This is a genomic window from Mycobacterium sp. SMC-4 (assembly GCF_025263265.1).
Taxonomy (GTDB): domain Bacteria; phylum Actinomycetota; class Actinomycetes; order Mycobacteriales; family Mycobacteriaceae; genus Mycobacterium.
Genome location: NZ_CP079869.1, coordinates 5,537,066 through 5,560,067, shown reverse-complemented (window position 1 = coordinate 5,560,067; position 23,002 = coordinate 5,537,066). Strand labels below are relative to the sequence as shown.

Sequence of the window (23,002 nt, the reverse complement as noted above, 5' to 3'; positions counted from 1 at the left end):
TGGCCCGTGCCAGGCGATGAATGTATCCACGGCTGTCGCGGCCCCACCAGGGCTGGGATCGAGCTGGAATCAACCTCTGACGCATCCGCAATGCAACCGAGATCAAGCCGTGGCCGCAGAATCGGGGCAGCGGGTGCTTATACCCTGTTGGCGTGACCGAATCGCCTACCGCGCAGTCTGCCGCCGATCCTGCCGCGGACACCCCCCAGCACCGCTACACTGCGGAGCTGGCCGGTGACATCGAGCGTGCATGGCAGACCCGGTGGTCGGAGACCGGGACGTTCGACGTGGCCAACCCGGTCGGCTCGCTGGCCCCGGCCGACGGCAACCCGCTGCCGGCGGACAAGATGTTCGTCCAGGACATGTTCCCGTACCCATCAGGTGAAGGCCTGCACGTCGGGCACCCGCTCGGCTACATCGCCACCGACGTCTACGCCCGCTATCATCGGATGACGGGCCGTAATGTGCTGCACGCGTTGGGTTTCGATGCATTCGGTCTGCCCGCCGAGCAGTACGCCATCCAGACCGGGACCCATCCGCGGACCCGCACCGAGGCCAACATCGTCAACTTCCGGCGGCAGCTGGGCCGGTTGGGCCTGGGTCACGACACCCGCCGTAGCTTCTCGACCACCGACGTCGACTACTACCGGTGGACCCAGTGGATCTTCCTTCAGATCTACAACGCCTGGTTCGATCCGCAGGTCAACCGGGCCCGCCCGATCACCGAACTGATCGCCGAGTTCGATGCCGGAATCCGCAGCCTCGACGACGGTCGGGACTGGGCGACACTCGACGCCGCAGGGCGCGCGGATGTGATCGATTCGCATCGGCTGGTGTACCTGGCCGACTCGATGGTGAACTGGTGCCCCGGTCTGGGCACGGTGTTGGCCAACGAGGAGGTCACCTCCGACGGCCGCAGCGAGCGCGGCAACTTCCCGGTGTTCCGGAAGCGGCTGCGCCAGTGGATGATGCGCATTACGGCCTACTCTGACCGACTGCTCGAGGACCTCGAGGTGCTGGACTGGCCGGAGAAGGTCAAGACGATGCAGCGCAACTGGATCGGCCGATCCACCGGTGCCACCGTGCTGTTCGGCACCGAGCACGGTGACATCGAGGTGTTCACCACCCGCCCGGACACCTTGTTCGGTGCCACCTATATGGTACTGGCGCCCGAGCATCCGCTGGTGGACCGCCTGGTCGCAGACTGCTGGCCCGACGGGGTGGACAGCCGCTGGACCTACGGTGGCGCCACGCCGCGAGATGCGGTCAGCGCCTACCGGTCGGCGATCGCCGCGAAGTCCGATCTGGAACGCCAGGAGAACAAGTCCAAGACGGGCGTGTTCCTGGGGTCACTTGCCACCAATCCGGCTGACGGCCGGCAGGTCCCGGTGTTCATCGCCGACTACGTGCTGGCCGGCTACGGAACGGGGGCGATCATGGCCGTGCCCGGAGGCGACCAGCGCGACTGGGACTTCGCCACAGAGTTCGGCCTACCGATCATCGAAGTCGTTGCAGGCGGCGATGTTTCACAGGCTGCCTATACCGGGGACGGCGCCATGGTCAATTCCGGCTTCCTCGACGGTATGCCGGTCGTCGAGGCGAAGGCGGCGATGACCGCACGCTTGGTGGCCGACGGACGGGGCCGCGAACGGGTGGAATACAAGTTGCGTGACTGGTTGTTCGCCCGGCAACGTTACTGGGGAGAACCGTTCCCGATCGTCTACGACGCCGACGGCCGGCCGCACGCGTTGCCCGAAGAACTGCTGCCTGTCGAGTTGCCCGACGTGCCTGACTATTCGCCGGTGCTGTTCGATCCCGCCGACGCCGCCAGCGAACCGTCCCCGCCGCTGGCCAAGGCCACCGACTGGGTGCATGTGGAGCTGGACTTGGGCGACGGTCTGAAGTCCTACACCCGCGACACCAACGTGATGCCGCAGTGGGCCGGCAGCTCCTGGTATGAGCTGCGCTACACCGACCCGCACAACCACGATGCGTTGTGCGCGAAGGAGAACGAGGCGTACTGGATGGGGCCCAGGCCCGCAGAGCACGGGCCCACCGATCCGGGCGGGGTTGATCTCTACGTCGGCGGTGTCGAGCATGCGGTGCTGCATCTGCTGTACTCGCGGTTCTGGCACAAGGTGCTCTACGACCTCGGTCACGTCAGCTCCCGCGAGCCGTATCGCCGGTTGGTCAACCAGGGCTACATCCAGGCCTTCGCCTACACCGATGCCCGCGGTGCCTACGTACCGGCAGCCGAGGTGACCGAACGCGACGGAAAGTTCTTCTGGCCGGGTCCTGACGGTGAGATCGAGGTCAACCAGGAGTTCGGCAAGATCGGCAAGAGCTTGAAGAACTCGGTCTCACCGGATGAGATCTGTGACCACTACGGAGCCGACACGCTGCGGGTCTACGAGATGTCGATGGGGCCGCTGGAGGCGTCCCGGCCCTGGGCGACCAAGGATGTGGTTGGGGCGTACCGCTTTCTGCAGCGGGTGTGGCGGCTGGTCGTCGACGAGGACAGTGGCGCCACCCGGGTGACCGAGGACGCACTCGACGAGCCGACGGTGCGGTTGCTGCACCGAACCATCGCGGGTACCTCCGATGACTATGCGGCACTGCGCAACAACACCGCCGCGGCCAAGCTGATCGAGTTCACCAACCACCTGACCAAACAGTCGGTGACCGCGCGCGCCGCGCTGGAGCCCCTGGTGCTGATGGTCGCGCCGCTGGCGCCGCACCTGGCCGAGGAACTGTGGCAGCGGCTGGGCCACGACGCGTCCCTGGCACATGGGCCGTTCCCGGTGGCCGACGAGCAGTACCTGGTCGAGGACACCGTCGAATACCCGGTACAAGTCAACGGCAAGGTTCGCAGCCGGATCACGGTGGCCGCCGACGCCGACGCCGACACTGTCGAGGCCGCGGCCCTGGCCGACGAGAAAGTGCTGGCTTTCCTCGACGGCAGGACCGCCAAGAAGCTCATCGTGGTGCCGGGCCGCCTGGTCAACGTCGTCGTCTGATCAGCGCGGCCGGACGATCACCTCGTGAACATGGCCGTCGGCCGGGGTGTTGATGGCGTCGGCGGTGACGCGGGCGACGGTTTCCGGGCTGAGGAACCGCGCGGGATCGTAGTCGCGGCCTTCGTAGGCGACGAGGTCCTCCTGCATCTCGGTGGCGATGCGCCCGGGATGGATCGAGGTGACCCGCAGGCTCGGTTCGTCGCTGCGCAGCGAATCGGCGAACGAACGCAGTGCGAATTTGCTCGCCGAGTAGGACGCCAGCCCGGGGGAGGCGTTGATGCCCGAACCGGAGTTGATGAACACCACATGTCCGTTGGCGGCTCGCAACGCCGGCAGTAGCGCCAGCGTAAGCTCCACGGCACCAATAAGATTCACCGACATTGTGGCCCGCCACTGGTCGATGGTGGTCTCGGCGACCCGGCCGGGGTAGGCGACACCGGCGTTGTGCACGAGCACCTCGAGCTCGACGATCGGTTCGACGACCGCTTCGATGCCGTCGGTATCGGCGAGATCGATCGGCCAGGTGGTGGCACCGTACCGGCGGGCAACGGCGTCGAGACGGTCGGACGGGCGGCCGGCCAGGAACAGCGTGTGGGTGGGCGCGAGCGCAGCGGCGAGGGCTTGGCCGAGCCCGCCGCCGGCCCCGGTGATCATCGCGGTTGGCACGCAGGCGAGCGTACCCGGCGCGCCCGGCGTGCTCGTCTCGCCGATTTGCTCCGCTCGTCGCATGATGAAAGGTGATGCCTTACGACCCGAGTTTCAGCCCGACCCAACTGGCGGCCCGCGCCGCCTATCTGCTGCGCGGTAACGACCTCGGCACGATGACCACTGCGGCGCCGCTGTTGTACCCGCATATGTGGAGCTGGGACGCGGCGTTCGTGGCGATCGGGCTGGCACCGCTGTCGGTGGAGCGCGCGGTGGTGGAGCTGGACACCTTGCTCTCGGCGCAGTGGCGCAACGGCATGATCCCGCACATCGTGTTCGCCAACGGGGTGGACGGCTACTTCCCGGGCCCTGCCCGGTGGGCCTGTTCGGCGCTGGCTTCGGACGCCCCGCGCGGCCGGCACACCTCGGGTATCACCCAGCCTCCGGTGCACGCGATCGCGGTCCAGCGCATTCTCGACCACGCTCGGACGCGGGGGCGATCCACCCGCGCGGTGGCCGAGGCTTTTCTGGATCGGCGGTGGAACGATCTGGTGCGCTGGCATCGCTGGCTCGCCGAGTGCCGAGACCAATACGAGCGCGGCCGGATCACGCTCTACCACGGCTGGGAATCGGGGATGGACAACTCGCCCCGCTGGGACAGCGCCTACGCCAACGTCATTCCCGGCGCGGTCCCCGCCTACCAGCGCGAGGACAACACCATCGTCACCGACGCCTCCCAGCGGCCGTCTGACCACGAATACGATCGCTACCTCTGGTTGGTCGAGGAGATGAAATCGGTTGGCTACGACGATGAAAAACTGGTCACGGCATTGAGTTTCGCGGTCGAGGATGTGTTCGTCTCGGCGGTGTTCTCGGTGGCCTGCCAGGTCCTCGCCGAGATCGGGGAGGACCACCGCCGACCGCACGCCGATGTCAAGGATCTCTATGGATGGGCTGAGCGGTTCCGCAACGGCGTCATCGCCACGACCGATCAGCGCACCGGTGCGGCAAAGGATTTCGATGTGCGCGCCGATACCTGGATCGCGACCGAAACGGTGGCGCAGTTCGCACCGTTGCTGTGCGGCGGGTTGGCGCACGACCGCGAACGCACGCTGTTGCGGTTGCTGGAGGGGCCGCGGTTCTGCGGCCATCCCGACTTGGCCTATGCGTTGATCCCGTCGACGTCGCCGGTGTCGCGCGACTTCCGGACGCGCGAGTACTGGCGCGGTCCGGTGTGGCCGGTGATGACCTGGCTGTTCTCGTGGTGTTTCGCCCGGCGCGGATGGGCCGAACGGGCGTCCACGCTGCGCCGAGAAGGGTTGCGGCAGGCCAGCGACGGCAGTTTCGCCGAGTACTACGAGCCGTTCACCGGGGAGCCGCTGGGCAGCATGCAGCAGTCGTGGACTGCGGCGGCGGTGCTGGACTGGCTCGGCTGAGTTCGGCTACTCGGCGATGCGCTCGAGCGGGGCCATCGCCTTGGCCAGCGCGTCGAGCTCGTCGGGGTTGAGCTTGGTCAGCAGCGCAGCCAGGTGAGCGCGCCGCGACGCGAGCGCTTCCTGGTGTTGTTGAAGTCCTTGCGGGGTGATCTCCACCAGCACCGCACGGAGGTCGGATGTGTCGCGGGACCGTTTGACCAGGCCCAGCTTCTCGAGTCGGCGGATCGCGACGGTGGTGGTCGGTGTGCGGACCCGTTCGTGGGCGGCCAACTCGGTCATCCGCATCGGGCCCTGGTCGAGCAGCGTGAGCAGAATCGACAACTGAGCCAGCGTCAGGTCGCCCGACGTCGAGGTTTTTCCCGTGTGCCGCAGCACGGACAGCACCTTGGACAGCACTCGCTGGAGCTCGCCGGCGAGCTCGCTGACCTGCGCGTCGGTTTCCACCATAATTGAGCCAGTCTAACCTGTCTGGGCCGGTCAAGAGACGTGGTCGGAGGTTGCCGGCCCCGATTCTGGCCCCCGTTGACGCCGGCATCGGGGAATCTATAACACTTGAGACAGGAATCGACGCAATCGGTCGGTTTCGGCGGCTTCGAAGACCTGGTCGGGCGGGCCGGTCTCGACCACCTGACCGTGATCCATGAACACCACGGCATCGGCTGTCGATCGCGCGAAGCCCATTTCATGGGTGACCACCACCATCGTCATCCCGTCGGCGGCCAGGTCCGCGATCAACGCGAGCACTCCCTTGACCAGCTCGGGATCCAGGGCCGAGGTGGCCTCGTCGAAGAACATCACCTGGGGCGACATCGCCAGTGCGCGGGCGATGGCCACCCGCTGCTGCTGCCCGCCCGACAGCGTCGAGGGCCGCGCCTGGGCCTTGTGACCCAGTCCTACCCGCTCCAGCTGGGCCATACCCAGCTCGCGCGCCTGGTCTGTGTTGAGCCGCTTGAGCTTTCGCGGCGCCATCGTCACGTTGTCGAGGACATTCCGGTGCGGGAAGAGCTGAAAGTGCTGGAACACCATGCCGATTCGTTGCCGCAACCGGTCGGGGTCATCGCTGAGCACCGAACGGCCGTCGAGCAGAATGTCGCCGCGATCGGGTTCGTAGAGCCGGTTGAGCGTGCGTAGCAGGGTCGACTTGCCCGACCCCGACGGCCCGATCACCGCGGTGCTGGTACCGGCAGCAACGTCCAGGTCGACTCCGCGCAGCACCTTGTTGCGGCCGAACGCCAGGTGGATGTCGTTCGCGGCCAACGACACCGGGTCGACGGTCAGCGACTGTGCGGTCATCAGTTCATCTCCTGCGCCCGGGACAGCATCAGTGGATCTTCCTCGTCGGGCCGGCGGCCGCGCCGCAGCCGGGTGTCGATGTAGTTGACCAGGTGGGTCAGCGGGATCGTCAGCATCAGGTAGAACAGGCCGGCTGCTACCAGCGGTGAGAGGTTGCCGGTTTGTGCGTTGAGGTCGCGGCCGACCTGGAACAGCTCTCGCTGGTTGGCGATCAGGCCCAGGAAGTAGACCAGCGAGGACGCCTTGAGCAGGCTGATGAACTGGTTCATCAGCGCGGGCAGGACCCGACGCACCCCCTGCGGCACCACCACCATCCGCATCGAGGTCGAATAGCGCAATCCCAGTGCGCGGGAGGCCTCGAGCTGTCCGGGGTCGACGCTCTGGATGCCGGACCGGAAGATCTCCCCGACATAGGCGGCGGCCATCAGCCCCAGCGCGGCGATGCCGAGTGGATAGGGGTTGTTGCCCGTCAGATGCCCGACGAGCGGGCCGACACCGAGGCCGATGAGCAAGATGATGACCACCTCGGGTAGCCCGCGGAAGATGTCGGTATAGATGCGGGCCGGCCAGCGCAGCCAGCGTGACCGGGATATCCCGGCGATGGCCAGCGCCATGCCCAGCACCAGACCGATGATGCTGGCCGAGATGGTCAGGATCAGGGTGTTGGGCAGGCCGGTGGTCAACAGGTCGGGGATGGCCTGCCTGTAGAGCTCCCAGTTGCCGAACGCGTCTTTGAGTTGCCCCAGTGTCGAGCGCTGTGGCGCGGGCGCCGACGGCTGGGCCTGGGCGGCATTGCGTTGCGCGATCGCGTCGAGGTCGGGAAGCTCGGGCTCGGGTGCGGCCTTGGAGCCCGGTTTCCACCCCGGTGGAACGGCGCGCGGAACCCAGTCGGCGTACAGCCTCGACCAGGTGCCGTCGGCGATGACCGCGTCGAGTCCGGCGTTGAGGGCATCGATGAGCGGCTGGTTGTCCTTGGCGACCGCCCAGGCGATGAAGTTGTCCAGGCTGAACGTGTTCTCCACGATCTCGGCGGGATCGCCGGGCTGCACGGTGCCCTGAGCCTGCTGCGACGGCGCCACCCAGGCGTCGATCTGGCGGGTCTTCAGGCTGGCGTAGACGGTGTTGTAGTCGGGGTACTTGACCGGCTGCAGACCTAGGGTGTCGACGACGTAGGCCTCCTGGACGGTGCCTTGGACCACGCCGATGCGCTGCCCGTCGGCGAGGTCGTCGAAGCCGGAGATCACCGAGCCCTGCGGAACGACCAGCGAGAAGTAGCCGAAGTCGTAGCCGTTGGTGAAACCCACGGTGGCACGACGGGCCTCGGTGGTGGTGATCGATGACGAGCCGACGTCGAACCGGCCGGAAGCCACCTGGGCGAGCAGCCCGGAGAACTCGGTGCCGACGAAGTTGACCTGCAGGCCGAGTTTGTCGGCGACGGCGCGCAGCAGTTCGTTGTCATAGCCGGTGAACTGCCCCGCGGAGTTGATGCAGATGCTCGGCGGCGCGTCGGAGAGCGTGCCGACGGTCAACGTCCCGGGCCGGCTCAAGCCCAGCGCGCTGATGTCTATCGAGTCCAGCGCCACGACCGAATCGGTGGTGAACCGGTCGTCTTCGGGGCCATCGGTGGAGGTGGCCAGGTTGGTGGGCAGCCCGCTGGCGCTGTCCAGTCCCGGTGGGGCGCATTGATCTGTGTCGGCGAGCGCCGGGGTGGCCCACGTCAGGGCGGCCAGCAAGCCGACGATCAGTGCCCATGCCAGTGCTTTCACAGAGCGCAGCGGTACCCGCAAGGTCGTCACGTCAAGCAACGTAGCGGGAGCGCGGGTTCGGCGGACGCTGTCGCGGCTCAGCTGCGTTCGTCGCGCCAGAGGCAGAGCGCTTCGGCGGCCGCCAGGTTGTAGTCGGGACCGTTCACCCCGACCGTCAGCAGCGTGACGCCGAGGCCGGCCAGAGCGTCGGCCTCGGCGAGCATTGCTTCCACTTCGCCCTCGGGGACACCGGAGGACCGTTCCACGGCTGCCGGATCCCGGCCGACGTCCGCGCAGTGTCGGTCGAGCACCTCCGCTTTGCCAGGATAGGTGGCCCGATCGGTGAAGCCGTGCCAGATGTCGGCGTGTTCGGCGACCAGACGCAACGTCTTGCGCTCGCCCTGGCCGCCGATCAGGATCGGGATGTCGCGGGTCGGGGCGGGGTTGAGCTTGGCCAGGCGGGAGGTGATCCGGGGCAGCGCTCGAGCCAGGTCGTCGAGTCGGCCGCCCGCGGTGCCGAACTCATAGCCGTACTCGTCGTAATCCTTCCGCTTCCAGCCTGATCCGATGCCCAGGATCAGCCGGCCCCCGGAGATGTGGTCGACGGTGCGGGCCATATCGGCGAGCAGTTCGGGGTTGCGATAGGAGTTGCAGCTGACCAGCGCGCCGATCTCGATGCGTGAGGTTTGCTCAGCCCAGGCGGCCAGCATCGTCCAGCATTCGTAGTGAGCGCCATCGGGGTCACCGTAGAGCGGGAAGAAGTGGTCCCAGTTGAAGGCGATGTCGACGCCGAGATCTTCGCAGCGGCGCACCGCATCGCGCAGATGGCTGTACCGCGGTGAATGCTGCGGCTGCAGTTGCACGCCGATGCGGATCGGTCGCGAGGAGGGCGGGGATGCAGTGGTCATGTGCCCTGTCTATCCCTGCGCGAGCAGACACAAACTCATCCAAATCTGGCACAAAAACTGGGCTTTCGGGTCGCCTACATCCCGATCTGGCCGCCATCGCGCCACACCGCCACCACCGCGGGGCGCGCGGTGCCGGTGCTGCCACCCTCGGGCCAGCGCGACTGCGGGTTGTCCAGGGTGTGCTCGTCGCTTTCCCCCGGGTGTTGCACGCACACCGTGACCAGGTCGTCGGTGATCACCGGCCCGCAGGTCTCGGCGCCCAGCGGCACGGTGAGGAACTGCCGGACCTCGCCGCGTTGCGCTCCTTCCAACGCCACTGCGAACAGCCCGTCGTTGGATTCCAGCGCGTTGCCGTCGGTGGAGATCCACAGGTTGCCGTGGCTGTCGAAGGCCACGTTGTCCGGGCACGAGATCGGGCTGACCCGAGACTTGTCGAAGCCGCCGTAGTAGGTGTCGGCGGCCTGCGGGTCACCGCACACCAGCAGCAGCTCCCAGGTGAAGGCGGTACCGGCGTGGTCGTCGGTGAGTTCCAGAACCTGACCGCTCTTGTTCTCGTTGCGGGGGTTGGCCGCATCGGCGCGCGGGTTGCCGTCGGTGCCGCGTCTGCTGTTGTTGGTCAGCGCCAGATACACCTTGCCGGTCACCGGGTTGGCTTCGAAGTCCTCGGGCCGGTCCATCTTCGTGGCGCCGGCTTTGTCGGCGGCCATCCGGGTGAACACCGCCGCTTCCTGGGCGGTGAAGCCGTCGACCAGCGACTCGCCCTGGCCGTCAGGGCCACTGCGCAACAGTGGAATCCACGTGCCGGTGCCGCGGAAGGCGCCGTCGGCGGGCAGCTCGCCGGAGCCGTCGATCTGGTCGGCGGGGATGTCGCTGGACAGTTTGGCGACATACAGTGTGCCCTCGTCGAGGATGGTCATGTTGTGTGCCATCGCCGCCGCGTCGTAGCCGCCCCCGGTGCTCGGCTGGATCTTCTTCGACGACACGAACTTATACATGTAGTCGAAGCGTTCGTCGTCGCCGGTGTAGGCGACCACCGTCCCGTCGTCGGTGACGTAGATCGTCGCACCTTCGTGCTTGAACCGGCCCAGCGCAGAGTGTTTCACCGGGGTGGACTGCGGATCCCAGGGATTGAGTTCGACGATGTAGCCGAAGCGGTTGGGCTCGTTGGGGGTCCGGGTCAGATCGAAGCGGGGGTCGAAGGTTTCCCACAGCAGCGCCGTCGGCTCGACCGACACGCCGTAGCGATCCATCCGGTCGGCGTCCACGGGTCCCGGTGCGGGCGCCCCGTCGGCGGCACCGAAGTAGTCCTGGAAGTTCTCCTCCCCGGAGAGCACCGTGCCCCACGGCGTCACCCCGCCCGCGCAGTTGGCGAAGGTGCCCGCGACGGCGCGACCGGTCGGGTCGGCTTCGGTTTTGACCGGATCGCTTCCTGCGGCGGGCCCGGTCAGCACCATCGGGGTATCGGCGGTGATGCGCCGGTTGTAGGACCCGATGACCGGGGTGAGGCCGTCGCCGGTGCGTTGCACCTCGACCACACCCATGCCGACCGCGGCGATCTCGACCTCGAACTGGTCGCGGGTCGGCGCTGCGGCGTCGTAGCCGGGGAACATGAACTCCGGTGTCACGTATTCGAAGTTGGTGACCAGCAGGAAGTGGTCTTGGCGCCCGGGTACCGGCAGCAGGCCGGCGAAGTCGTTGTTGAAGCCGAACTGCCCGCGTTGGGCGGCACCGCTCTGGCGGGCGACGTCGAAGGCCGGGGCGTCCGGCAGGACCGGGTCACCCCAGCGGATCACCACGGCGTGGCGGTAGCCGTCGGCGACCACGACGGCGTCCTCGGTATTGGGCGCCACCGAGGCGAAGTTCATGCCGGCAACCGGTTCCGGCGCGGCCGGCGATGACGAGGTGGGTGCGGGTTGGGTGTCGCTGGAGCAGGCTGCCAGCGCGGAGCCGGCGCCCACCGCCAGCACCGCGACGCCGCCGGCACGCAGCAGCGAGCGACGCGTCACCGCTTTGGCGATGTCGCCGAAGTACTCGTTGTCGCTCTGATTGGGCGCGGGCTTGGAGCAGGCGTCCCCGCACCGGTAGACGCAGGTGATGTGTTGACGCTTCGACGTGCCGTCGTGGGCGACGAACAGGTTGAGCGGAACCAGCGGCATCGAGACGTCCTTCCGACCTGCCGCGGCCAGGGCTGGGCCGCGAACTTGCGGAAAGCTACGGCAGCCCGGCCAGCACTCGACGACGTCGAGGTGAACAGCGGGAAACATCGCGGTGAGCAACAGCAGGTGATAGTCTCCAGCAAACTTACTGTTCGCGCGGATCAGCGCAGGTTGCGGTGAGATGGAGTTTTTGACGAAGGGGTCAAGTCATGGCAGCGCAACGCGGTAGACACCGAGCCGACCGGTTGAAGCATCCGGCCCACCGCTCGCAGAGCTTCGAGGTGCGACGTTGGTTGCAGCTGGGCGCGGCCTCGGCCGGTATGGGTGCGGCGTTGCTGGGCTACTCACTGCTGGGGCCGACGACCGGGGTGGCCGCCGCCGATTCCAGCGGCGACTCGTCATCGGTGTCGCGGGTGTCGAGCAACGACAGCCCCCGCGCTGACCGGGATGCCCGCCGGGGCGCGCGTACCGCGAGCTCCGAGCGCGACGGCCGGGACACCCGACGCGCCGGCAAGGACACCTCCGCGCAGAGCAAGACCTCGCTGGAGACCAAGGACCTCGACGATGCACTCGAACGCACCGTCGTCGACGAGGTCACAGCGGTCGACGATGCCGAAGCGGTCGATGACAGCGTGGCCACCACCGCGGGCAACGACAGCACCACCGCGACGCCATCGGCCACCCAGACCCGCGAGCGACGCACCCACGCCCGGCTGGCCGACACCCAGGCCGAGGCCCACGCCGCTGCGACCTCGGATCCCGTTGTGCTGCAGTCAGCCTTGCCTCCGGAGGTGATGGAGGCTCCGGTGGAGAACCCGGGCACGGCCCGCCAGCAGCGCATCGCCGCGATCATCGACAACTGGACGGCACGGCGGCTGGCCTACATCGATTCGCTGCCGGTGGACCAGGATCGCAAAGCCGAGTTGGAAGCCAACATGTGGGCGCTGCGCCGGGCCCTGATGAATCAGACACCGACGGTGGCACCGGTCCAGATCACCGGAAAGCTGACCGGTCCCATCGAGGGCACCCTCAATGCCGTCGACCCCGACGGTGACGCGCTGCGGTTCGTGCTCACGGTGCGGCCCCGACAGGGCACCGTGCTGATCAACGACGACGGCACCTACACCTACACCCCGAACGAGTCGTTCGACGGGGTCGACTCGTTCCGCGTCATTGCGGTCGACGGATGGCGCACCAACATTTTCGATCCGTTCCGCGGATTGGGCACCCGGGCCACCCACTTCATCAACCAGGGCGCCATCACCTTCGCGTTCAACTACACCACCGGGGCAACGCACTGGACCCCGTCCCGGCGCGATGCACTGCAGGACGCGGCCAACAACGTGATCGTCTTCTTCGTCGTCGAACGCCCGGTCGTGTTGAACATCGACGTGACCGGCGAAGATAACGCCGATTCGAACACCTTGGCCTCGGCGAGCAGCAGTCTGATCCGGTCCACGGCCGGGTTCTGGCGCACCGTCGTGCAGCACAAGTTGCTCACCGGGCGCGACGCCAACGGTTCGGCCGCCGACGGGCAGATCGACTTCAACTTCGGTCAACCCTGGGGCTACGGCGACGAGATCGCCGACGACGAGTACGATTTCGCGTCCACGGTGATGCACGAGCTGATCCACACCTTCGGCTTCACCGCGGGGATGCGAGCACCCGGTCTCAACACCCGCAATTACTGGTCGACCTTCAACAGCTTCATCGTCGACGAGAACGGCAGGTCGCCGTTCACCCGGTTCTTCTACCGCTGGAACTCCGCCTTCGACGACAATCTCACCGGCGGCTCGGGCGGCCTGTACTTCGGCGGCCAGAACGCCATGGCGGCCTTCGGTGGTCAACTGGTGCCGCTCTACACCCCGAATCCGTGGGAGCAGGGCAGTTCGGTCGGTCACCTCGACGACAACACCTTCGTTGCTCCGTACGAGCAGTTGATGAACGCACTGTCCGGGACCGGCCTGGGAATCCGCACGCTGAGCGCAGTCGAGATGGGCATCCTGCGCGACCTCGGCTACACCGTGCACTCTTACAACGTTGCGTGGGGTTTCGTCGGGTTGGTGCTGTTGGGCCGGCGCCGGAAGAAGGCCGGCGCGGCCCGCTGAGCTCATTCGTCGAGGATGTCGCGCAGTAGCCGCACCAGAGCCAGCGGTTGGTCGCTCTGCACGGAGTGGCCGGAGTTCTCGACGATGTGGGTGCGCTGGAATCCCGGTGCGGTGCGCGCGAATTCCGCGGCGTCTTCGTCATTGACGAAGTGGGAGTGGGCACCGCGGATGAGGGTGGTCGGGGTGCTCAGCTGGGGCACGTCGTCCCACAGTCCCTCGAAGCCGTCCCCGGTGCGGATGGAGTCGTAGCGCCACGTCCAGGTGCCGTCGGGCAGTCGCTTGGCGTTGTGAAACACACCGCGCCGCAACGATTCCCGATCGCGGTGTGGAGCCGCGGCCACCGTCACCTCGAGCATCGCGGCGAAGCTGGGGAAGATCCGCTCGCCGCTGACCAGTGCGACGGTGCCCTTTTGGGCGTCGGTCATCTCGGTGTGCCGTTGCGGCGCCGAGGGGGTCACGTCCACCAGTACGAGTTTGCGGACCAGCTCGGGTGCGGCGACGGCGACCCGTAGCGCGGTCAGACCACCCAGTGACATACCGACCACCAGGTCGACGTCGGCGGCGAGCTTGCGCAGCACGGGCTCCACAGTGACGGCGTTGGGTCTGGGCCCGTAGTCGCCGTCCTCGCGCCAGGCAGAACGGCCGTGGCCGGGCAGGTCGATCGACAGCGCGGGCTCGCCCAGCCCCAGTACCACGGTGTCCCAGGTGTGGGCGTTCTGACCGCCGCCGTGCAGGAACGCCACCCGGGGGGCTTCATCGCCGAATTTCAGCGCACTGACCGGACCAGCGTCGATCCGCGTTGCTGGGGGAAGCGGTCCGGTTACGCCGGCCTGGCGGGCGTTCTCGCTGAGGAAGATGAACTCGGACAGGCTGGCCAGCTCGTCATCGGTCTCGTCCATGGTGTGACAGTACGCACCGCCGATATTGAGGTGCGCGATCAGGGGCCGGTGTGCCACGGTCGAACGGTGACAGCCACCGATGGGAGCCTGACGTTCCGCACCGCCGAGGAGGCCGACTGGTCGGCGATGGGTTTGATCGCAGCGACCGGATTCGGCGTCTGGCAACCGCCGGAGACCATCGACGCGTGGCGTTCGATGGTGACAGCCGACAGTGCCGTCGTCGCGTGTGACGGGAAAGACGTCGTCGGCAGTGCGATGTTCCTGGACCTGGAGCTGACCGTTCCCGGCGGCGCGGTGCTGCCGATGGCGGGCGTGTCGTGGGTGGCGGTGGCGCCGACGCACCGCCGCCGCGGGGCACTGCGTGGAATGTTCGCCGAACTGCACAGTCGCATGGGCGGGTACCCGATCGCCGGGTTGGAGGCCAGCGAGGCGGAGATCTATGGACGGTTCGGCTACGGACCGGCCACCATCTGGCAGCACCTCGCGGTCGATCGGGAGCGCGCACGGTGGCATCCGAACGTGCCCGATCCCGGCGGTGTCCGTGTCGTGCGCGCCGCCGAGCATCGCGGTGATCTCGAGGAGATCTACGAACGGTGGCGGCGGCAGACCCCGGGCGGCCTATACACCCCGGCCCGGCTGTGGGATGAGCTGCTGGCCGATCGCGAACAGTCGCGCGACGGCGGCAGCGAGCACTTCTGTCTGCTGCATCCCGACGGTTTCGTCATGTACCGGGTGCACTCCGGCGAGAAGAAGGACACCGCGCGCATCACGAAGTTCGCGGCCGCGACACCGCAGGCCTACATCGCATTGTGGCGCGTGTTACTCGGCCTGGACCTGATGGCGACGGTGACCATCGAAAGTCATCCGGACCAGACGTTGCCGTACCTGCTGACCGATCCCCGGCTCGTGCGCAACACCGGAGCCCATGACGGGCTGTGGCTGCGCATGCTCGATATCCCGGCGGTGCTGCAGGCGCGCACATATTCCGCGGATGTGGCTGTGGTGCTCGACGTTTCGGACACCGTCCTCGGCGGAGGTGGCCGATTCGCGCTGGAGGTGCGCGCCGGACAAGCACAGTGCACCCCGACGGACGCGCCCGCGCAGGTGCACACGGATCTGTCGGTGCTCGGCAGCCTGTACCTCGGCGCGCACCGCGCGTCGTCGTTCGCTGCCGCGCAGCGGCTGCGCTGCAGCGACCCCGAGGAGGTGGCGGCGCTTGACGCCGCCTTCGCCTCGTCGGTGCCCGCCGAACTGGGCTACGGCTTCTGAGGCTTCTGGAGGCCCTCAGCCCTCGATGAACTTCTCCAGCTGATCGCGGGCGACGTCGTCGGCCAGCTGCTTGGGCGGGCTCTTCATCAGGTAGGCCGAGGCGGCCTCGATCGGGCCGCCGATACCGCGATCCTTGGCGATCTTGGCGGCGCGCACCGCGTCGATGATGACGCCGGCCGAGTTGGGGGAGTCCCACACTTCGAGCTTGTACTCAAGGTTCAGCGGCACGTCACCGAAGGCGCGACCTTCCAGGCGCACGTAGGCCCACTTGCGGTCATCGAGCCAGGCGACATGGTCGGAGGGGCCGATGTGGACGTTCTTGTCCTCGATCTTGCCGGCCAGCGACCCCGACAGGTTGGAGGTCACGGCCTGGGTCTTGGACACCTTCTTCGACTCCAGCCGCGAACGCTCGAGCATGTTCAGGAAGTCCATGTTGCCGCCGACGTTGAGCTGATAGGTCCGGTCGAGCGTGACGCCGCGGTCCTCGAACAGCTTGGCCATCACGCGGTGGGTGATGGTCGCGCCGACCTGGCTCTTGATGTCGTCACCGACGATCGGGACGCCGGCATCTTCGAACTTCTTGGCCCACACGGGGTCGGAGGCGATGAAGACCGGCAGCGCGTTGACGAAGGCCACACCGGCGTCGATGGCGCACTGGGCGTAGAACTTGTCGGCCTCTTCGGATCCGACCGGCAGGTAGGACACCAGCACGTCGACCTGGGCATCTTTGAGTACCTTGACGACGTCGACCGGGTCGGAGTCGGAGACCTCGATGGTGTCGGCGTAGTACTTACCGATGCCGTCGAGCGTCGGTCCGCGCTGCACCACGACATCGGTGGGCGGGACGTCGGCGATCTTGATGGTGTTGTTCTCGGAGGCGAAGATCGCCTCGGACAGGTCGAAGCCGACCTTCTTGGCGTCCACGTCGAACGCGGCGACGAACTTGACGTCGCGCACGTGGTATTGGCCGAGCTTGACGTGCATCAGGCCGGGCACGGTGGCGTTCTCGTCGGCGTCCTTGTAGTACTGCACGCCCTGTACGAGCGAGGACGCACAGTTGCCCACGCCGACGATGGCGACCCGGACGTCATTGCTTGCGGTCATGACGGCTTCTCCTCTTGTCCTTCAGTGCTTTTCGGTATTTGTGGCTGCTGCTACTGCGCGGTGTGGTCAGAGCTGTTCAGCGCGACCCTGCGCTGATCTCTCTGCCGCGATCAACTCGTTGAGCCACTTGACTTCCCGCTCGCTGGACTCCAACCCCAGTTGGTGCAGCTGGCGGGTGTAGCGGTCGAACGAGTTGCTTGCCCGCGCGATGGCTTCACGCAGACCTTCTCGACGCTCCTCGACCTGACGGCGGCGGCCCTCCAAGATGCGCATCCTTGCCTCAGCCGGAGTGCGATTGAAGAACGCCAGGTGGACGCCGAAGCCGTCGTCGGAGAAGTTCTGTGGGCCGGTGTCGGCGACCAACTCGGTGAAGCGTTGCTTGCCGGCTTCGGTGAGTTGGTACACGCGGCGCGCGCGCCGCACCTTCACGGTGCCCTCCGGTGCGGCGTCCTCGACGATCAATCCGTCGGCCTGCATCCGCCGCAGGGCCGGGTAGAGCGAACCGTAGGAGAAGGCGCGGAACGCGCCCAACAGTCCGGTCAGCCGCTTACGCAGCTCGTAGCCGTGCATGGGCGATTCCAGGAGCAGACCGAGGACGGCCAGTTCGAGCATCCGCGGCACCCCCGTTTCTGTTCGTCGCCGTTAGGACGTTTCAACACCTCGCGCAATAGTATCGCGCCGATATATTTCGTGCCACAACCGTGCCATCGCGCGACGGTTCATCGCAGGTCAGCGGTTTGCGGGCCAAACAGCGAGCGTGCTGCCGTCCGGGTAGAGCTCGATTCGGCCGTTACCGAAATCACTGTTGACGATGATCTGCACCGTCACCGCTTCCGGGGTGGCCGGATCCTTGGATGGCTGGATCCGCATCCAGGTGTCCCGCACGTCGGCGCGGCTGATGCCCACGGTTTCGGGGGCACCGCGCAGGATGCCCAACGTCTTCTCGAAATCGAAGCCGGAAAGGTCGACCAGCCGCTCGTCGGCGCCGACGGTGGAGGGAGATCCGGTCGGCACACCCCAACCGCCGCGGTAGTGGTAGGTCAGGCTGCGGCGGTTGTCCTGCGGGTCGGGCCGGTCCAGGTAGGCCATGTCGGCGTGGATGTCGAGTTCGTAGCCCATGGTGCTGCCGAACTTCTTGCGCATCTGTTCGAACAACCCGGTCAACCCGCCGAGTGACTGCAACTGCCGGGGTGCGGTCAGCACCGTGGCGGAGATGCCGTCGTCCTTGGCGCCGGGGTCGGAGGTGAAATCCAGCGGCGAGGACGTGTTGCCGTAGAGGCCCCAGCCGATCGCCACGCCGAGCACCACCAGGACGCCGGCGATCGCGGCCTTGATACCCCAGCCGGCCCGGTCGGTGGCTACACCGCGGTTGACGATCTTGGTGATGACGGGGACGTCGAGCGTCTGACCCGTGTGTTGCAGGTCGGACACCAGGTCCTGAAGCTGGCCCAGCGTGGCCGCGCCGGTGGCGGTCTTGACCCGCTCACCGTGCTCGGTCATCGACAGCTGGCCGTCGGCCAGCGCTGCGTCGAGGATCTGGCATGTCTCGTTGCGGTCGCTGTCTTTGGCGCGCGTACTCGCGGTTCGCCGTGCTGAGCTGCCCGAAGCCACGCCGTAGATGGTAAGAGGGCGACACCTTCGGGCGCAGGACGGACCCGCCTGACGGAGATGTCTCGCCTCGGCGCCGTCGCCGCCGACGTACTCTGGTCTTCGTGCGATTGCAGCGACAGGTGGTGGACTACGCCCTACGACGGCGGTCCCTGCTCGCGGAGGTCTACTCCGGGCGCACCGGCGTCACGGAGGTCTGTGACGCTAACCCCTACTTGCTGCGCGCCGCCAAGTTCCACGGCAAGCCCAGCTCGGTGATGTGCCCGATCTGCCGCAAGGAACAGTTGACGTTGGTGTCGTGGGTCTTCGGTGATCATCTGGGCGCGGTGTCGGGCTCGGCCCGTACCGCAGAAGAGCTGGTCCTGCTGGCGACCCGCTACGACGAGTTCTCCGTCCACGTGGTGGAGGTATGCCGCACGTGCAGTTGGAATCACCTGGTCAAGTCGTATGTCCTCGGCGCCGTTCCACCCCCGAAGGGTTCGCGCCGAGCACCCCGGACCGAGACCGCGCGCACGAACGCGCGGACGGCCAGTGAATAGCGAAGGGCGCCAAAACCCGTCAGTCAACGACCCGCGTGACGGGCGCGGGGCTGAGGGCGGGGGCGCACGCCACAACCAACCACAGCGCAACCGGCCTCGGGCCGATCAGCAACGCCCGGAGCAGTCCCGGCCGGAGCAGCCGCGCCGCGAGCCGCCCGGGCGTCAAACCGGTGAGGGCAGCCCGCGTCCGCGGCAGACACCGCGCGGTCCCCGTCCGGGCCCGCCGGACGACCGGGCGACGGCCATCCTGCCGCCGGTGCGTGACGAGCGTCCGGCCCACTTGCGCGACCCGATCGACGCGGTCAAGCGCGCACTCGACGGTCGGCCCGCCACGCCGCCACCGCCCCCGCCACCCGGCCTCGGGCCGCGAACCGGCGGACCGTCCGGCGGGGGCCCGTCGGACCGGCGGCCCAGCCTGCGTCAGCAGCTGAACTGGACCTGGCTGCGGCGCGGGCTTATCGCCGCGGTGGCGGTGCTGATCGTGCTGCCCATGGTGACCTTCGGCATGGCCTACCTGATCGTCGACGTTCCGAGCCCCGGTGACATCCGCACCGCGCAGGTCTCGACGATCCTGGCCAGCGACGGCAGCGAGATCGCCAAGATCGTTCCGCCGGAAGGCAACCGCGTCGACGTCAGCATCGATCAGATCCCGGTGCACGTCCGCGACGCGGTGATGGCCGCCGAAGATCGGGACTTCTACTCCAATCCGGGCTTCTCGCTGACCGGGTTCCTGCGCGCAGCAAGGAACAACATCTTCGGCGGTGACCTGCAGGGCGGGTCGACGATCACCCAGCAGTACGTCAAGAACGCGCTGGTCGGCGATGCCCGCTCCGGGGTCGGAGGTGTGATCCGAAAAGCCAAGGAACTGGTCATCTCGACAAAGATGTCCGGCGAGTGGTCGAAGGACCAGGTGCTGGAGTCCTACCTGAACATCATCTATTTCGGCCGCGGCTCCTACGGCATCGCCGCAGCGTCGAAGGCCTACTTCGACAAACCCGTCGAAGAGCTCACCGTCGCCGAGGGCGCGCTGCTGGCCGCACTGATCCAGTTGCCCTCGGTGCTCGACCCCGCGGTAGACCCCGACGGCGCGGACCGGCGCTGGCAATGGGTGCTCGACGGCATGGTGCAGATCGGTGCGCTGTCGCCGCAGGACCGTGCGGCACAGGTGTTCCCGGCGACGATCCCACCGGACGTGGCGTTCACCCAGAACCAGACCACCGGGCCCAACGGGTTGATCGAGCGGCAGGTCATCACCGAGCTGTTGAACCTGTTCAACATCAGCGAGCAGACCCTCAACACCGAGGGCTTGCAGATCACCACGACCATCGATCCGCAGGCGCAGTCGGCCGCAGTGGACGCCGTCGAGCAGTATCTCGACGGACAGGACCCCGACATGCGCGCCGCGGTGGTCTCGATCGACCCCAAAACCGGTGGGGTGAAGGCGTACTACGGCGGCTCGGACGCCAACGGTTTCGACTTTGCCCAGGCCGGGCTGCCCACCGGGTCGTCGTTCAAGGTGTTCGCCCTGATCGCGGCGCTGGAGCAAGGCATGGGGCTGGGCTATCAGGTCGACAGCTCGCCGCTATCGGTCAACGGCATCGAGATCAACAACGTCGAGGGCGGCAGCTGTGGTCGATGCAACATCGCCGAGGCGCTGAAGCGGTCCCTGAACACCAGCTATTACCGGCTGATGCTCGAGCTCGACAACGGTCCGGCCGACGTCGCCGAGGCCGCGCACAAGGCCGGTATCGCCGAGAGCTTCCCCGGCGTGGAACACACCCTCTCCGAGGACGGGCAGGGCGGGCCGCCGAACAACGGTGTGGTGCTCGGCCAGTACCAGTCCCGCGTCATCGACATGGCCTCGGCCTACGCGACGCTGGCGGCCTCCGGCGTCTATCGCACGCCGCACTTCGTGCAGAAGGTGGTCAACAGCGAAGGCCAGGTCCTGTTCGACGCCGGCTCGGAGGACAATTCCGGCGAGCAGCGCATCGACAAGGACGTGGCCGACAACGTGACCGCGGCCATGCAGCCGATCGCCGCGTACTCCAATGGTCACGCGCTGGCGGGCGGGCGTCCGTCGGCGGCCAAGACCGGGACCAACCAGCTCGGCGACACCGGAGCCAACCGCGACGCCTGGATGGTGGGCTTCACTCCATCGTTGTCGACCGCGGTGTGGGTCGGCACCACTGAGGGCACCAAACCGCTGGTGAATCAGTGGGGTTCGTCGGTGTACGGGTCAGGCCTGCCCAGCGACATCTGGAAGTCCACCATGGACGGGGCGCTCAGCGGAACCGACAACGAGTCGTTCCCCCGGCCCGCGGAGATCGGCGGGTACGCCGGCGTGCCGCCGCCACCGCCGCCGCCACCCACGACGACCACACCTACTGAACCGTCGGAGACGGTGATTCAGCCGACGCTGGAGATCGCGCCTGGCATCACCATCCCCTGGGGTCCGCCGACGACGGTGCCGGTGGGACCGCCCACGCCGGCGCCGGTCGGTGTGCCGCCGGGACCTGAGGTCATCGCGCCGCCGCCACCGGGGGCTCCCGGCGCGCCGCCGGTCCCCGTGGCCCCGGGCGCACCGCCGCCGCCCGGGTTGCCGCCCGGTCCGCCGCCACCGTGACGGGGCCCGACGACTCGCCGGCTCGGCCGGCAGAAGACCTCCGGAGCCTTGACGACCGCGACTGCCCCAGCCTTACCGACACCCTGGGCGCCGCGCTGGCCGGCACCATCGGAGGCCCCGTCGGGCGGCACGCGCTGATCGGACGCACCCGCTTCATGACGCCGCTGCGGGTGATGTTCGTCATCGCGCTGATCTTTCTGGCGCTGGGCTATTCGACGAAGGCCGCCTGCCTTCAGACCACCGGTACCGGCACCGCCGACCAGCGGGTCGGCAACTGGGAGAACAACCGCGCCTACTACCAGCTCTGCTACTCCGACACCGTGCCGCTCTACACGGCAGAACTGCTGCACCTCGGCAAGTTCCCGTACAAGTCGAGCTGGATCGAAACCGACGCCCAGAACAACCCGCACACCACCTATGACGGGCAGCCCGCGGTGCGCTACATGGAGTATCCGGTGCTCACGGGCCTGTATCAGTATCTGTCGATGACGCTGGCGAAAACCTATACGGCACTGACGAAGTTGGTGGCCGTGCCGATCATCGCCGAGGTGGTGATGTTCTTCAACATCGCGGCGTTCGGGCTGGCGCTGGCGTGGCTGACCACGGTGTGGGCGACGGCGATGCTGGCCGGTCCGCGCCGCATTTGGGACGCCGCGCTGGTGGCAGCCTCACCGATCGTCATCTTCCAGATCTTCACCAACTTCGACGCGCTGGCAACAGCTTTCGCAGCAGCAGCGCTACTGGCGTGGGCGCGCCGAAGACCTGTGCTGGCCGGGGTGTTGATCGGTCTGGGAGTGGCAGCCAAGTTGTATCCGCTGCTGTTGCTGGTTCCGTTGGCGCTGCTGGCGATTCGGACCGGCCGGATGCGCGACGTCGGCAAGACCGCGGTGACCGCCGTTGCGGCCTGGCTGGTGGTGAACCTGCCGATCATGGTGCTGTTCCCGCGCGGCTGGTCGGAGTTCTTCCGGCTCAACACACGCCGCGGTGACGACATGGACTCGATCTACAACGTGATCAAGTCCTTCACCGGCTGGCGGGGTTTCGATCCCGACCTCGGGTTCTGGGAACCACCGACGGTGCTGAACCTGTTCAGTGCCGCGCTGTTCGCCGGGTGCTGCATCGCGATCGGCTACATCGCGTTGACGGCGCCGCGCCGGCCCCGGGTGGCGCAGCTGGCGTTCCTGGTGGTGGCGGCGTTCCTGCTGACCAACAAAGTGTGGAGTCCGCAGTTCTCGTTGTGGCTGGTGCCGCTGGCGGTGCTGGCACTGCCGCACCGCCGGATTCTGCTGGCCTGGATGACCATCGACATGCTGGTGTGGGTGCCGCGGATGCTCTACCTGTTCGGTGAACAGAACCGCGGCCTACCCGAGCAGTGGTTCACCGCCACCGTCGCGCTGCGCGACATCGCGGTGCTGACGCTGTGCGCGCTGGTGGTGCGCCAGATCTACCGGCCTTCGCTGGACCTGGTGCGCAGTGCCGGCGTCGACGACCCCGCCGGTGGGGTGTTCGCCGGGGCCCCGGACGCGCCGCCGCGCTGGCTGCCGGACTGGCTGCGCCCGCGGCCCGCGGACTCAGCGATTTCGGCGCGCGAAACGACGCTCTCCGTCCGTTAGCGCGCCGAAGTCGCGGCGGCCGCGACGCGATTTCGCAGA

General features: G+C 67.5%; 17 protein-coding genes. 7 read left to right on the top strand and 10 right to left on the bottom strand.

Annotation, left to right across the window (positions count from 1 at the left end):
• The first annotated feature begins 152 nt into the window (after positions 1-152).
• Positions 153-3,017 (top strand): leucine--tRNA ligase, encoded by a 2,865-nt coding sequence (leuS, locus tag KXD98_RS26580; protein WP_260761265.1) that lies wholly within the window; start codon positions 153-155, stop codon positions 3,015-3,017.
• On the opposite strand, the gene KXD98_RS26575 is transcribed toward leuS, so the two are convergent.
• Complete coding sequence (locus tag KXD98_RS26575; protein WP_260761264.1) at positions 3,018-3,683, bottom strand: SDR family oxidoreductase; 666 nt, start codon at positions 3,681-3,683, stop codon at positions 3,018-3,020.
• 74 nt (positions 3,684-3,757) lie between these two features.
• On the opposite strand from KXD98_RS26575, the gene KXD98_RS26570 reads away from it, so the two are divergent.
• A complete protein-coding gene (locus tag KXD98_RS26570) occupies positions 3,758-5,098 on the top strand; it encodes an MGH1-like glycoside hydrolase domain-containing protein (protein WP_260761263.1) in 1,341 nt (446 codons plus the stop codon).
• A 6-nt stretch (positions 5,099-5,104) separates the two neighbouring features.
• Here KXD98_RS26570 and KXD98_RS26565 read toward each other — a convergent pair whose 3' ends face one another.
• The 5 genes from KXD98_RS26565 to KXD98_RS26545 all read right to left on the bottom strand — a co-directional run bounded on the left by KXD98_RS26565 (position 5,105) and on the right by KXD98_RS26545 (position 11,200).
• Positions 5,105-5,545, bottom strand: a complete 441-nt coding sequence (locus KXD98_RS26565; protein WP_260761262.1) for a MarR family winged helix-turn-helix transcriptional regulator — start codon at positions 5,543-5,545, stop codon at positions 5,105-5,107.
• Between the two features lie 96 nt (positions 5,546-5,641).
• Positions 5,642-6,391: an amino acid ABC transporter ATP-binding protein gene (locus KXD98_RS26560; protein WP_260761261.1), complete on the bottom strand. Its 750-nt coding sequence runs from the start codon at positions 6,389-6,391 to the stop codon at positions 5,642-5,644.
• Positions 6,391-8,157: an ABC transporter substrate-binding protein/permease gene (locus KXD98_RS26555; protein ID WP_260765449.1), complete on the bottom strand. Its 1,767-nt coding sequence runs from the start codon at positions 8,155-8,157 to the stop codon at positions 6,391-6,393. Before KXD98_RS26555 ends, KXD98_RS26560 begins: the two co-directional genes overlap by 1 nt.
• 77 nt (positions 8,158-8,234) lie before the next feature.
• Entirely contained in the window at positions 8,235-9,044 is an 810-nt protein-coding gene (locus tag KXD98_RS26550; protein WP_260761260.1) for an LLM class F420-dependent oxidoreductase, read from the bottom strand.
• Positions 9,045-9,118: 74 nt separating this feature from the next.
• Positions 9,119-11,200: a PhoX family phosphatase gene (locus tag KXD98_RS26545; RefSeq protein ID WP_260761259.1), complete on the bottom strand. Its 2,082-nt coding sequence runs from the start codon at positions 11,198-11,200 to the stop codon at positions 9,119-9,121.
• A 209-nt stretch (positions 11,201-11,409) separates the two neighbouring features.
• Between KXD98_RS26545 and KXD98_RS26540 the strand changes: the two genes are divergently transcribed.
• Entirely contained in the window at positions 11,410-13,308 is a 1,899-nt protein-coding gene (locus KXD98_RS26540) for an Ig-like domain-containing protein (protein WP_260761258.1), read from the top strand.
• Between the two features lie 2 nt (positions 13,309-13,310).
• On the opposite strand, the gene KXD98_RS26535 is transcribed toward KXD98_RS26540, so the two are convergent.
• Positions 13,311-14,207 (bottom strand): alpha/beta fold hydrolase, encoded by an 897-nt coding sequence (locus tag KXD98_RS26535; protein WP_260761257.1) that lies wholly within the window; start codon positions 14,205-14,207, stop codon positions 13,311-13,313.
• A 126-nt stretch (positions 14,208-14,333) separates the two neighbouring features.
• Here KXD98_RS26535 and KXD98_RS26530 point away from each other — a divergent pair, with 126 nt between their 5' ends.
• Complete coding sequence (locus tag KXD98_RS26530; RefSeq protein WP_260765448.1) at positions 14,334-15,476, top strand: enhanced intracellular survival protein Eis; 1,143 nt, start codon at positions 14,334-14,336, stop codon at positions 15,474-15,476.
• A gap of 15 nt (positions 15,477-15,491) precedes the next feature.
• Here the strand turns inward: KXD98_RS26530 and KXD98_RS26525 are convergent, their stop codons facing one another.
• From KXD98_RS26525 to KXD98_RS26515, 3 genes are all read right to left on the bottom strand, one after another.
• A complete protein-coding gene (locus KXD98_RS26525; RefSeq protein ID WP_260761256.1) occupies positions 15,492-16,580 on the bottom strand; it encodes an inositol-3-phosphate synthase in 1,089 nt (362 codons plus the stop codon).
• 66 nt (positions 16,581-16,646) lie between these two features.
• Entirely contained in the window at positions 16,647-17,192 is a 546-nt protein-coding gene (locus tag KXD98_RS26520) for a PadR family transcriptional regulator (protein WP_260761255.1), read from the bottom strand.
• Positions 17,193-17,309: 117 nt separating this feature from the next.
• Positions 17,310-18,191 carry a DUF1707 domain-containing protein gene (locus KXD98_RS26515; protein WP_260761254.1) on the bottom strand — a complete coding sequence of 294 codons (882 nt, stop codon included), beginning with the start codon at positions 18,189-18,191 and terminating at the stop codon, positions 17,310-17,312.
• Positions 18,192-18,292: 101 nt separating this feature from the next.
• Between KXD98_RS26515 and KXD98_RS26510 the strand changes: the two genes are divergently transcribed.
• From KXD98_RS26510 to KXD98_RS26500, 3 genes are all read left to right on the top strand, one after another.
• Positions 18,293-18,727, top strand: a complete 435-nt coding sequence (locus tag KXD98_RS26510) for a DUF5318 domain-containing protein (protein ID WP_260761253.1) — start codon at positions 18,293-18,295, stop codon at positions 18,725-18,727.
• Positions 18,728-18,983: 256 nt separating this feature from the next.
• Positions 18,984-21,350 (top strand): transglycosylase domain-containing protein, encoded by a 2,367-nt coding sequence (locus tag KXD98_RS26505; RefSeq protein WP_313901258.1) that lies wholly within the window; start codon positions 18,984-18,986, stop codon positions 21,348-21,350.
• The gene (locus KXD98_RS26500; protein WP_260761252.1) at positions 21,347-22,963 is read left to right on the top strand and encodes a glycosyltransferase family 87 protein; all 1,617 of its coding nucleotides are present in this window, start codon (positions 21,347-21,349) and stop codon (positions 22,961-22,963) included. The genes KXD98_RS26505 and KXD98_RS26500 overlap by 4 nt, the downstream gene beginning before the upstream one ends.
• Positions 22,964-23,002: the final 39 nt, after the last annotated feature.